Source organism: Kitasatospora sp. NPDC059160 (assembly GCF_042755465.1).
In the GTDB taxonomy this organism is placed as follows: Bacteria; Actinomycetota; Actinomycetes; order Streptomycetales; family Streptomycetaceae; genus Kitasatospora.
Window position 1 is genome coordinate 1 of the sequence record NZ_JBHZCN010000176.1, and the last position, 11562, is coordinate 11562.

General features: G+C 75.3%; 14 protein-coding genes. 6 read left to right on the top strand and 8 right to left on the bottom strand.

Features of this window, described 5'->3' with window-relative positions; genetic code table 11:
* On the bottom strand, positions 1–366 hold a 366-nt coding region (locus tag ACFXOZ_RS40510; RefSeq protein ID WP_380595040.1), incomplete at its 3' end, for a DUF2809 domain-containing protein.
* Between the two features lie 161 nt (positions 367–527).
* Between ACFXOZ_RS40510 and ACFXOZ_RS40515 the strand changes: the two genes are divergently transcribed.
* Together ACFXOZ_RS40515 and ACFXOZ_RS40520 are read left to right on the top strand one after the other, a co-directional pair.
* Positions 528–1940, top strand: coding sequence for a DUF2252 domain-containing protein (locus tag ACFXOZ_RS40515; protein ID WP_380595042.1), 1413 nt, complete (start codon positions 528–530; stop codon positions 1938–1940).
* 36 nt (positions 1941–1976) lie between these two features.
* Positions 1977–2597 carry a hypothetical protein gene (locus ACFXOZ_RS40520; RefSeq protein WP_380532002.1) on the top strand — a complete coding sequence of 207 codons (621 nt, stop codon included), beginning with the start codon at positions 1977–1979 and terminating at the stop codon, positions 2595–2597.
* A 24-nt stretch (positions 2598–2621) separates the two neighbouring features.
* Here ACFXOZ_RS40520 and ACFXOZ_RS40525 read toward each other — a convergent pair whose 3' ends face one another.
* Genes ACFXOZ_RS40525 through ACFXOZ_RS40535 form a run of 3 tightly spaced genes read right to left on the bottom strand, consistent with a single transcriptional unit; the run spans position 2622 to position 5381 of the window.
* Complete coding sequence (locus tag ACFXOZ_RS40525; protein ID WP_375886691.1) at positions 2622–3308, bottom strand: alpha/beta fold hydrolase; 687 nt, start codon at positions 3306–3308, stop codon at positions 2622–2624.
* 28 nt (positions 3309–3336) lie between these two features.
* A complete protein-coding gene (locus tag ACFXOZ_RS40530; protein ID WP_380595044.1) occupies positions 3337–4821 on the bottom strand; it encodes an MFS transporter in 1485 nt (494 codons plus the stop codon).
* A complete protein-coding gene (locus ACFXOZ_RS40535) occupies positions 4818–5381 on the bottom strand; it encodes a helix-turn-helix domain-containing protein (RefSeq protein ID WP_375886686.1) in 564 nt (187 codons plus the stop codon). Before ACFXOZ_RS40535 ends, ACFXOZ_RS40530 begins: the two co-directional genes overlap by 4 nt.
* A 212-nt stretch (positions 5382–5593) precedes the next feature.
* Between ACFXOZ_RS40535 and ACFXOZ_RS40540 the strand changes: the two genes are divergently transcribed.
* Positions 5594–6904, top strand: a complete 1311-nt coding sequence (locus ACFXOZ_RS40540; protein WP_380595046.1) for a DUF5685 family protein — start codon at positions 5594–5596, stop codon at positions 6902–6904.
* A gap of 7 nt (positions 6905–6911) precedes the next feature.
* Here ACFXOZ_RS40540 and ACFXOZ_RS40545 read toward each other — a convergent pair whose 3' ends face one another.
* Both ACFXOZ_RS40545 and ACFXOZ_RS40550 read right to left on the bottom strand, forming a co-directional pair.
* Positions 6912–7118 (bottom strand): hypothetical protein, encoded by a 207-nt coding sequence (locus tag ACFXOZ_RS40545; RefSeq protein WP_380595048.1) that lies wholly within the window; start codon positions 7116–7118, stop codon positions 6912–6914.
* On the bottom strand, positions 7108–7251 hold the full coding sequence (locus tag ACFXOZ_RS40550) for a hypothetical protein (RefSeq protein WP_375886680.1): 144 nt from the start codon (positions 7249–7251) through the stop codon (positions 7108–7110). The genes ACFXOZ_RS40545 and ACFXOZ_RS40550 overlap by 11 nt, the downstream gene beginning before the upstream one ends.
* 217 nt (positions 7252–7468) lie before the next feature.
* On the opposite strand from ACFXOZ_RS40550, the gene ACFXOZ_RS40555 reads away from it, so the two are divergent.
* Positions 7469–8392, top strand: a complete 924-nt coding sequence (locus ACFXOZ_RS40555) for a chitosanase (RefSeq protein ID WP_380595050.1) — start codon at positions 7469–7471, stop codon at positions 8390–8392.
* Positions 8393–8477: 85 nt separating this feature from the next.
* Here the strand turns inward: ACFXOZ_RS40555 and ACFXOZ_RS40560 are convergent, their stop codons facing one another.
* Positions 8478–9047 (bottom strand): TetR/AcrR family transcriptional regulator, encoded by a 570-nt coding sequence (locus ACFXOZ_RS40560; protein ID WP_380595052.1) that lies wholly within the window; start codon positions 9045–9047, stop codon positions 8478–8480.
* A gap of 102 nt (positions 9048–9149) precedes the next feature.
* Here ACFXOZ_RS40560 and ACFXOZ_RS40565 point away from each other — a divergent pair, with 102 nt between their 5' ends.
* A complete protein-coding gene (locus ACFXOZ_RS40565) occupies positions 9150–9620 on the top strand; it encodes a DUF1348 family protein (protein ID WP_375886673.1) in 471 nt (156 codons plus the stop codon).
* A gap of 155 nt (positions 9621–9775) precedes the next feature.
* On the top strand, positions 9776–10804 hold the full coding sequence (locus ACFXOZ_RS40570) for a TolB family protein (protein ID WP_380595054.1): 1029 nt from the start codon (positions 9776–9778) through the stop codon (positions 10802–10804).
* Here ACFXOZ_RS40570 and ACFXOZ_RS40575 read toward each other — a convergent pair.
* Positions 10792–11409 (bottom strand): hypothetical protein, encoded by a 618-nt coding sequence (locus ACFXOZ_RS40575; RefSeq protein ID WP_380595055.1) that lies wholly within the window; start codon positions 11407–11409, stop codon positions 10792–10794. The two genes, ACFXOZ_RS40570 and ACFXOZ_RS40575, sit on opposite strands and share 13 nt — an antisense overlap.
* Positions 11410–11562 lie beyond the last annotated feature (153 nt).

The following is an 11562-nucleotide window of genomic DNA, read 5'->3' on the forward strand; positions in this document are numbered from 1 at the left end:
GCGCAGCAGCGCGGCGGCCGCCGCGCCGACCAGGTACCAGCACAGGTCCGGCGGGTTGAAGGTCGACCCGAGCACCAGGTGCACCAGCCCGCTGCGCCGCCCCCAGGCGTCCGGCAGGCCGGTGGCCTGGAACAGCTCCACCGCCCAGCTCACCGCGGCCGCCACCAGGGCGGCCCGCACCGGGCGCACCCGGGGCACGACCAGCACCACCAGGGCGTACACCAGCACGGTGTAGAGCGCGTCGCCCGCGTACTTGGCCACCTCGCCGGTCAGCACGGCGCGCACGCCCAGGCCCGCCGCCACCGTCACCAGCGCGGCCGCGACGGCGGGCAGTCGTACCGTCAGGCCGTTCCGAAGCTCTGTCATCCGCCCCACGGTAGGGCCCGGCCCTACCGTGGGGCCCGGCGGGCCCCACCGGGCCCACCGGCCCCGGGAACCACCGCGCCGCCCCGGACGTCACTCCCCCTGGCAAGCCATCCGTGCAGGTCACGGGCGGGAGTTCGAGCAAGGCGGGCGGGGCGGGGACAGTGGCGGACAACGGAAGCAGCACGGCACGGCGGCAGTTCGGCGTCCCCGGATTCGCGACCGGCCCGGACGGCCGGGCGCAGCGGGCCCGCGAGCAGGGCAAGGCCCTGCGGGAACGCGTCCCCCGGGAGCGGCACGCGGAGTTCGCGGCCGCGCCCGACCGGCCCACCGCCGTGGCGGCGATCGAGGCCTCCAACGCGGGCCGGATCCCCGGGCTGGTGCCGATCCGGGTGGGCCGGATGGCCGCCACCCCGTTCGCCTTCCTGCGCGGGTCGGCCGGGCTGATGGCCGCCGACCTGGCGGGCACGCCGGTGACCGGCGTCACCGCGCAGCTGTGCGGGGACGCCCACGCGGCGAACTTCGGCCTGTACGGCGACGCGCGCGGCCAACTCGTGATGGACATCAACGACTTCGACGAGACCGTGCCCGGCCCCTGGGAGTGGGACCTCAAGCGGCTGGCCACCAGCCTGGTGCTGGCCGGGCGGGAGACCGGGGCGAGCGAGAGCACCGCCCGGGCCGCCGCCGCGCACGCGGCCGGCTCCTACCGGCGCACCATGCGCACCCTCGCCAAGCTGCCCGCCCTGGACGCCTGGAACGCCGTGGCGGACGAGCAGTTGGTGTCCTTCACCGAGGCGCACGACCTCGCCGAGGTGCTGCGCAAGGTCGGCACGAAGGCCCTCGGCAACACCAGCGCCCGGTTCGCCGCCCGCAGCACCACCCGGACCGCGGACGGCGGTTGGCGCTTCACGGCCGCCCCGCCGGTGCTCACCGAGGTCACCGACGCGACCGCCCGGGCGGTGGCCGGGGCGCTGGGCCCGTACGTGGCGACGGTGCCCGCCGAGGTGCGCACCCTGCTGTCCCGGTACCGGGTGCAGGACGTGGCCTTCCGGGTGGTCGGCACCGGCAGCGTCGGCACCCGCTCGTACGTCGTGCTGCTCACCGACCACCGGGACCAGCCGCTGGTGCTCCAGGTGAAGGAGGCCCGGCCGTCCGTCCTGCTGCCGTACCTGGAGGGCGGCCGGGGGCCGCGGCCGCAGGAGCACGAGGGGCGGCGCGTGGTGCGCGGCCAGAAGCACATGCAGGTGGTCAGCGACACCCTGCTCGGGTGGACGACCGTGGACGGACTCCCCTACCAGGTGCGGCAGTTCCGCAACCGCAAGGGCAGCGTCGACCCGGCCGCGCTGCTGCCGGGCCAGCTGGACGACTACGCCCGGATCACCGGCGCGCTGCTCGCCCGGGCGCACGCCCACACCGCCGACCCGGGCCTGCTCGCCGGGTACTGCGGCAAGAACGAGGCACTGGACGAGGCGGTCGCCGCCTTCGCCGTCGCCTACGCGGACCGCACCGAGGCCGACCACGCCGAGCTGCTGGCGGCGGTGCGCAGCGGGCGGCTGCCGGCCGAGCAGGGGGTCTGACCTCCGTTGTCGTAGGGCGGTACTAGATTGCCGGCCATGGGACTGTCGATCAGTGTGGGGACGCTCGGTTCCCCGGAGATGCGGGACGACGCCGAGGTGCTGCACCGGGCGCTGGAGGCCGCGGGGGTGGCCTGGCGGGAGCCGGCCGTGCCGGGGGGTGGCGGCGCGGTCTTCTCGGCGGGCTTCCCCTACAGCTACCTGTCCGGGCTGCGCCGGGTGTACGTGCTCCACCGGCTGGGCGAGCCGGTCACCGGGGCGCGCGGGGTGAGCCGGGAGCAGTACGAGGAGGAGCTGGAGCAGGTCGACGACGAGACGGTCGTGTTGGACTCGCACCTGCTCTGCCACTCCGACTGCGAGGGCTACTACGTACCGGCGGAGTTCGAGGACGAGGACCCGCTGTTCCTGCCCGAGGAGTCCGGTGTGCCCGGGGGCGCCATGGTGGGCTCCAGCGCCGCCCTGCTCGCCGAACTCCAGGGGTTCGCCGCCGCCATCGGCGTCCGACTGGCGGCCGACGGCTCGCTCGACCCGGCGGAGTCCGCCCGGTTGACCGATCTGCCTGCGGACGACCCCTTCGAGCCGGAGGTCTTCACCTGGCACCAGCTGTACCGGGCCTGCCGCGCCAGCCTGGACAGCGGGGCCGCGATCGTCTTCGGCTGAGGCTGACCCGACGGGAGGGGTCGCTCAGCGCGCCAGGAACGGCGCCACGGCGGCGACGTACTCGGCGGGCCGGGTGCGGTGCACCAGGTGCCCGGCCTCGATGGTGACCAGGCGGCAGTCCGGGACGAGCCGGGCGAGTTCGGCGACCCGCTCCTGCGGGATGTGGCTGGTGGGGCCGCCGGCGACGACCAGGGTGCGGGCGGTGATCCGGGCCAGTCCCTCCCGCCAGGCCGGGTCGGGGGTGTCGATCTGTGCCTTGATCGCCCGGACCATCGCCCAGTCGAAGTGCGCCGGTTCGTCCGCGCCCTCGGGCGGCACGCTCGACGGGCGCGGGTACAGGGCGGCGATGTCCTCCAGGACGAGCCGGCCGATCCGCTCGGGCGCGGCCTGGGCGAGCAGGTAGGCGACCACGCCGCCCATCGAGTGGCCGACCAGGTCGACCCGGTCCAGGCCGAGCGCGTCGAGGAAGGCGAGCACGTCCTCGCGCAGCTCGGCCAGGCCGTAGCGGTCGGTGCGGCCGCTGTCGCCGTGGCCGCGCAGGTCGAGCGCGTACACGTGGTGGTCGGGGGCGAGGTCGGGGAGCACCGTGTCCCAGTCGGCGGCGCGCTCGCCGAGGGCGTGCAGCAGCACCAGCGGCGGGCCGTCGGGGCGTCCGCTCTCCCGGTAGGCGAGCGTGACGCCGGGCAGTTCCACCGTTCGTACTGTCGTCATGGACCCCACCGTATGCGCCGACCGGCTGCTACCGGACGGCCGTTCGCCCTCGGCGCACCGCAGTGGCGTCCTCGGGGGTGCGTTCCGGCCCGGTCGCCCGGCCGGCGAACACGGAGGCCAGCACGGCGAGTCCGGCCACCGCCGCGCAGACCAGGCTCGCCGCCAGGTAGGCGGAGCGGTGGCCGCCACCCCCGGCCGTCTCGCGCAGGTAGACCCCGGACAGTGCGGAGACCGCGACGGCCGCCGCGATCCGCTGCGCCATCTGCAGGATCGCCCCGCTGACCCCGGCCGCCTCGGCGGGCGCGTGGCGCAGCACGTAGGCCTGGTTGGTGGAGCCCATCAGGCCGACCGAGGCGCCGCTGAGCAGTTGGAGCAGAGCGAGCAGCCAGGGCAGCACGGCGGCCGGGGCCCAGTGCGCGACGGCGCCGCTGAGCAGCATGGCGAGCGCGGAGCCGGTCATGCCGAGGGTGACGGTGCGCCGGCCGAGCCGCTGCACCACCCGCCAGGCGAGCGCGGAGGCGGTCGCCATGGCCAGCGCGGAGGGCAGCGAGACCAGGGCGGCGCCCATCGGGGACAGCCCCAGGCCGTCCTGGAGGAACATCGTGAGGACGAGCGAGGCGGCCAGCGAGGAGCCGAACTGGGCCATCGCGGTGGCCGTGCCGAGCGCGTACGGGGCGGAGCGGCTGAGGGCGGGGTGGATCAGCGGGTTCCCGCCGGTCCGGGCGTAGCGGCGCTGCCAGCCGACCAGTGCGCCGAGCAGGGCCAGGGCGCCGGCCTCGAAGGCCAGCCAGCCGGCCCAGCCGGGCGGTTGGACGAAGGGCAGCATCAGGACGAGGGTGAGCGCGCCGACCAGCAGCAGGCCGAGCAGGTCGAGGTCGGCGTGCCGGGTCGCCGGGCGGGGCGCGGGCAGGTGCCGGACGGCCAGCAGCAGGGTCGCCAGGCCGAACGGGACGTTGAGCAGGAAGGTCAGCCGCCAGCCGAGTTCGGGGCCGGCCGCCGCCAGGACCAGGCCGCCGACCGGCGGGCCGAGGGCGAAGGCCAGGCTGCCGGTGACGGCGTACATCCCGAGGGCACGGGCGCGCAGTTGGCCGTCGAAGACGTCCTGGAGGGTGCCGATCATCTGGGAGTTGACCAGTCCGGCGCCGACGCCCTGGAGCAGTCGGGCGGCGATCAGCACCTCCGGGGCGGTGGCGGTCGCGGAGACCAGGCTGACCGCGGTGAACAGGGCCAGGCCGGTGACGAAGAACCACTTGCGGCCCTTGACGTCCCCGAGGCGTCCGCCGGGGATCAGCGCGAGGCCGAAGGCGAGCGAGAACCCGGCGACGATCCACTGCAGGTGGGCGGGCTGGGCGTGCAGGGCCTCGCGCAGGGCGGGGATGGAGGTGTTCAGGACGGACTGGTCGATCAGGGTGGTGAAGCCGCCCGCGACGCAGACCAGCAGGACGCGGCGCCCCGCGGCGTCGAAGCGCAGCTTGCCCGCCCGCTCCGGTATCGGGCCGGTGGTGGTGCTCATGACTCGACCACCACCAGGGCGTAGCGGGCCTCGCCGGGGCCGAGGCTGCGGAAGCGCATGCTGCCGGAGCCGTAGCGCAGGCAGTCGCCGGGGCCGAGCAGTTCGGCCTCGCCGTCCAGGGTGAGCTCCAACCGCCCCTCGAACAGCCAGAGGTGGTGTTCCAGTCCGGGCAGGCAGGGGCGGTCGTAGGCGATGTCGGCACCGGCCGGGAGCCGGCCCTCGATGATCTCGGCGTGCAGCGAGCCGTGCGGCGGGGAGACCGAGCGGCGGACGAAGCCGGTGGCCTCGTCGCGCCAGAGCTGCTGTTCCCCGGCCCGGACCAGCCGGGCGGGGCCGGACTCCACCTCGGCGAGCAGCCGGGACATGGTCCGCCCGTACACGGTGCACAGTCGCCCGAGCAGGGCGGCGGTCGGGCTGACCTCGGCCCGCTCCACCCGGGAGAGGGTGGACCGGCTGACGTCGGCCAGTTGCGCCAACTCCTCCAGCGTCCAGCCGCGTTCGACCCGCAACTCGGCGAGCCGTTGTGCCAGCCGCTCGTCGGCGGCGGTGTCGATTCCCATATCCGTGATGCTATCCCGGATACGGGATCAGCTTCCCGGGAGTTCTCCGGGAACTGTGGAGGTCTGACGGCGGCTCGGTCTCGGGGCGGCCTCGGTTCGGTCGCCCGTCGGCCGATGTCGAGCCGGTGATCATATGATGTCCGCCGACAAAGGGGCCGGTCAGCGGCCCGAGGGGCCCTTCCGCGGCCCACCGGCGAGGGGGAGCAACGATCGTGTTCGGCATCATCAGACCGTGCAGCCACCGGCTGTCCGAAGGCCTCCGCACCTCCTGGATGGCGCACCTGTGCGGGCTCTGCCTCGCCCTGCGGGACGACCACGGGCAGCTCGCCCGGACCGCCACCAACTACGACGGCCTGATCATCTCCGTCCTGGTCGAGGCCCAGGCCGCCCCGACCGACACCAACTGGCGCCGCACCGCCGGGCCCTGCCCGCTGCGCGGCATGCGCACGGCCTCCGTCGCCAAGGGCGAGGGCGCCCGGCTGGCGGCCGCCGTCTCGCTCACGCTCGCCTCGGTGAAGATCCGCGACCACGTCGAGGACCGGGACGGCGTGTTCGCCCGCCGCCCGGTCGCCGCCGGGGCCCGCGCGGTGACCAGGCGCTGGGACCGGCAGAGCGCGGGCAGCGCCTCCACGATCGGCTTCGACACCGCCGTGCTGCTCGACGCCGCCTCCCGGCAGGGCGAGTTGGAGCGCTCGCTGCGGCCCGGCGGCTCCGTGCTGCTGGTCACCGAACCCACCGAGACCGCCACCTCGGCCGCCTTCGCGCACACCGCCGTGATCGCCGGGCGGCCCTGCAACGCCGCCCCGCTCGCCGAGGCCGGGCGGCTGTTCGGGCGGCTCGCCCACCTGCTGGACGCCGCCGAGGACCAGGCGGCCGACGCCGCCTCGGGCGCCTGGAACCCGCTGACCGCCACCGGCACCGACCGCGCCGAGGCCGAACGGCTCTGCCGGGACGCCGTGCACGGCATCCGGCTCGCACTGCGCGAGGTCGAGCTCACCGACCGGGCCCTGGTGCACGTCCTGCTCGCCCACGAGACGGAGACCGCGGTGGACCGGGTCTTCGGCCGGGCCGGGCACGCGGCGAACTGCCGACGCGGGCCGGCCGGCGCCGGACACGCCGGCACCGAGCACGCCACCGCCGAGCACGCCACCGCCGAGCGCACCGGCGCCGAACACCCGCAGGACGCGCCGCCGCGTCGGACGCCGCCCGGGCAGGCGCCCGTTCCCCCGTGGGTGCCCCAGGGCCCGGGCTTCGGCCCGCCGATCGGCGGGAAGCCGCCGCACCCGCGCAACCTGCTCGCCGGGTGCGCGGTGTGGGCCCTGATGGCCTGCTCCTGCCAGCTGCTCTGCTGCGAGCACGACGACCCGTTCAGCCGGGAGCGCCGCAAGGGCTTCTGCGAGCGGCACGACTGCTGCGACGCCTGCGACTGCTGCGACCCCAGCTGCTGCGAGTGCGGCAAGTGCGGGTGCGACTGCTGCGATTCCTGCGGCTGCGACGGCTGCGACTGCGGGTGCGACTGCTGACGGTCGCTCAGTTCACCTCCGGCACCGGCACCTCCTCCGCCTCCGCCTTCGCCTCCAGTGCCAGTGCCGGTGCCGGTTCCGGCTGATCCGACGCCACCGGCCCGGGGTGCCCCCGCAGCACCCCGGGCCGGTTCGCGTCCCGGTACTCCTCCGCGCGCCGCCAGAGCGGCAGCACCGCCACCGGGCCGCGCGGCTCGGCGGCCTCAGGCCTCACGCCCCGCCACCTCCCGGTCCGCCGCCAGCGAGTTCTCCAACCCGGCCAGCAACTGCCGGAACCGCTCGGCGTCCTGCTCGGTCATCCGCCCCTCGGGCGCCACCCTCGGCCGCTCGGCCGTCCTGTCGTCCATGCCCCCGACGCTAGGCGGCGGCGATCAACGGGCGATAAACGAGGGACGTGTGGGGCGCAAGGGGCGTACCCGCACCGCATTCCACCCCGCCCGACGGCTTGGCGTGGGCACCGGCTGGTGGTTCAATGCCCATCGTTAGGAAGGTTTCCTAACAACGAATCGCCGGATCCGAGCAACGAGCACGACCTCTTCCCCCCACCGAGAGGACGACTTCCCCATGGACCGCAGCACCTCCCGCAGGAGCACCAGGAACACCACCCGGACCGTGACCACCGGGACGGCGCTCGCCGCCTTCCTCCTGTCCACCGCCGCCTGCGGCGCCTGGGCCGTGGACCCGGCCCAGGCCGCACCGGAGCAGCCCGCCACCCCGGCGGCCGCCGCCCGGCAGGCGGGCACCACCCCCCGGGTGACCGCCGGCGGGCTCACCCCCGACCAGCGCCGCCGCGCCGACCAGCTGGTCAGCGTCTTCGAGAACAGCACCACCACCATCCAGTACGGCTACGCGGAGAACATCAACGACGGTCGCGGCGTCACCGCGGGCCGGGCCGGGTTCACCACCAACGACGGCGACGCCCTCAAGGTGGTCCGCGCCTACACCGCCGTCGCCCCCGACAACCCGCTCGCCCGCTTCGTCCCCGAACTGGAGCGCCTGGCCGCCGCCGGCAGCGGCGACACCGGCGGCCTGCCCGAGGCCGACTACATCGCCGCCTGGCAGCAGGCCGCCCAGGACCCGGCCTTCCGGCAGGTCCAGGACGACCAGGTCGACCAGCGCTACTTCACCCCGGCCATGGACCAGGCCGACCGGCTCGGCCTCACCACCGCGCTGGCCCGCGCCGAGCTCTACGACGCCTCGATCCAGCACGGCAACGGCGGTGAGTACGACGCCCTGCCCGCGCTGATCGGCCGGACCACGGCCAAGGCCGGTGCGCCCTCGGCCGCCGGCGAGCGCGCCTGGCTGGACGCCTTCTTCGACGTCCGGATCGACGACCTGAACAACCCGGCCAACTCCTCGACCGCCGAGGAATGGCGCAAGTCCGTCGACCGGGTCGAGTGCCTGCGGCGGATCGCCGCCACCGGCAACTACGACCTGGACGGCCCGTTCACCATCACCGCCTACGGCTCCGGCTACACCATCGGCTGAGCCGCCCCCGCCCACCGCCCCGGGGTCCGGGCTCCGGGGTCCGGGAGTGTGGGCCCGGACCCCGGCCCCGGGGCGGCCACCGCGTTCAGTTCCGCGCGCGTACCGCGGCGTCCAGCAGGAGGGCGGCGGCCGCCCGGGCCTCGGCGGCGGCCTCCGGGTCCCCGTGCACGGCGGCCACGGTGATCGCGCCCTCGGCCAGCAGGGCGAGCTGGGCCGCGGTGGCGGGCGGGGCGCCGACGGCGTCGACCAGGCCGGCCAGGTAGCCGGCGAACTCCGCCTTGTGGTGCCGGGCGGCGGCCGCGACCGCGGGGCTGGTGGCGCCCAGCTCGCCGAAGGAGTTCACGAAGGCGCAGCCGCGGAACCCGGGCTCGGCGAACCACTGCCCGAGCCAGTCGAAGACCGCGAGCACCTGGTCCCGGGGCGTGCCGCCGGCCCGGGAGACGTGGACGGCCAGGCCCGCCCGCCACCGCGCGTCGCGCCGCCGCAGGTAGGCCTCGACCAGCTCGTCCTTGGACGGGTAGAGCTGGTAGACGCGGCGCATGGTCAGCCCGGAGGCGGCCCGGACGGCGTCCATCCCGACCGCCTGGACGCCCCGCCCGTAGAACAGCTCCTCGGCCGCGTCGAGGATCCGGGTCCGCGGGTCCACCTGTTCCATCTGCCGTGACCTTTGCGTGAGAACGATGATTCTCCTAGGGTAGCGACTGACGTGAGAACGATCGTTCTCACCGGCGGAATGCCCGTTCCCGAGGAGAATCCCGTGACCGAACAGCGCCCTCCCGTTCCCCCCTTCACCGAGGAGTCCGCCCACCGCAAGGTCCGCGCCGCCGAGGACGCCTGGAACACCCGCGACCCGCAGCGCGTGGCCCTCGCCTACACACCCGACAGCCGCTGGCGCAACCGGGCCGAGTTCCTCACCGGCCGCGAGCAGATCGCCGCCTTCCTCACCCGCAAGTGGCAGCGCGAACTCGACTACCGCCTGGTCAAGGAGCTGTGGGCGCACGACGGCGACCGGATCGCCGTCCGCTTCGCCTACGAGTGGCACGACGACGCCGGGCAGTGGTACCGCTCGTACGGCAACGAGAACTGGGAGTTCGACGCGAACGGCCTGATGGCCCGCCGGCTCGCCTGCATCAACGACCTGCCGATCGCCCCCGGGGAGCGGCTCCTGCACTGGCCGGCCGGCCCCCGGCCGGACGACCACCCGGGCCTCACCGAGCTGGGCCTCTGAGCGCTCCCGACCGGGTGGGCAGCGGCGGCTGACGTGGCGTCGGACGGCTTCGTCCGCACTGTTCCAAGGCTGTGACGGAGCCCGCACCGGCCGCGGACCTCGGACTGGGAACCTCCTTGTCGGAAGCGACAGGCACCACCGAGGGGGACCAAGAGATGTCCGTGCGCAACAGATTCGGCACCGCCGCCGCCATCGCCCTGATGACGACCGCGGGCGCGGTCCTGCTCTCCGCCTGCGGCCCCGAGAACGGCGACTCCGGCTCGACCGCCGCCACCGGCGCCCCGGTCACGGCGGCGCCGGGCGGCGGATCGCACTCCGGCAGCCCGGCACCGGGCGGCAAGGAGGTCAACGGCACCTCCGCGGCCAACCACCTGACCATCAGCACGGGCACCCGGACGGTCGCGATGAACGGCACCACCGTCGACTTCGGCACGGTGGTGCGCGACCTCGCGTGGTCCCCCGACGGCAAGAAGGTCGTCTTCGTCGACGGCGACGGCAACCTGCTGACCGCCGCCCCGGACGGCAGCGGAAGGACGACCCTCGCCAAGGCCCCCGGCGGCGAGACCTGGTCCCACCCGACCTGGCAGCACGCCGACAAGGGGCCGAGCGGCGGCGCGGTGCCCGACGAGACCGACCGCTACAACAACATCGTGTTCACCGCCGACAAGGGCGGCGTGCTGCGGCTGGAGAAGGTGCCCGCCAAGGGCGGCGCCGTCGAGGAGCTCGCCCCGCACAACTCCGAGGGCGGCGACGCGGCCGGCGCCCCGCAGCCGCCGCAGACCGGCAACACCTGGGCCAACGCGGGCGGGCAGCAGGCCGACATCGCGTACGCCAACACCCCGGCCGGCGAGGTGTACATCTACGACGACTACATCCGCCCGGCCACCCGGGACATCGGCAAGGGCTCCCAGCCCGCGCTGTCCCCGGACGCCGGCAGCATCGTCTTCGTCCGCTCGGTGAACGGCCACGACCACCTGTTCACCCGCTCCACCGAGCACGACCGGACGGCCGAGAAGGACCTCACCCCCTCGGCCACCACGGACTACACCGAGCCCGCCTGGTCCCCCGACGGCAGGACCGTCGCGGCCCGCACCCCGGACGGCATCAGCACCGTGCCGGCCGACGGCTCGGCGGCCCCGGCCCAGGTCTCCACCCTCAAGGGCCTGCCGGTCTACCGGCCCTGAGCCCCGGTCGTCCCGGTCCCCCCGGCCGGGCGCGCCAACTCGGCGCGCAGCTCCGCGAGGTGCTCGTCGGCCGACTCGTGCGGCAGGAACTCGACCAGGTCGAGGAAGCGGAACAGCACCCGCTCCTCGGTGACCGCGTACTCGTAGTCGCCGAACCCGACCACCGCCCCCGTCCCGCCGCGCGCCGCACCGCGCAAGGCGGCGGCGGTCAGCCCCTCCCCCGCGCCCTCGGCACTCACCCGCCGACGGGCGTTGGGCCGGGCCAGGTACGGGCACACCATCGACGCGTACAGCATGCAGGCGCGGTGCCCCGGGCCCTCCATGGTCGGCGCCAGGTTGCGGTACGGGCGCCCGGCCCCGAGCGCCTCCGCCATCGCGGCGCTCTCCGCCGGACCGACCACCCGCCAGACCGGACCGCGCGGCATGACGGCGCCGCACACCGAACAGCGGCGCTCCAGCGCGCAGTCGGCGCTGCGCCCGTGGTCGGTCAGCGCGAACTGGGGCTGCCCGTCCTGCCACGGCGTGATCGCCGGCACCGGGTACCCGCGGGCGTCCCGGGGTCGCTCCCCCACCTGGTCCGGCATCGGCACCTGTTCGAATCGCACGCCCCTATCGATACCAGCCGGACGCCCGGCCCCGCCACCGGCGGCGGGAGCGGCGGAACCGGGGGGGGGCCCCGCGGGGGCGGGCCCGGGGGGGGGGGGGCGGGGGCGGGGGGGGGTGAAGTGAACCCGGGGGGGAGGCGCACCCCCCCCCGG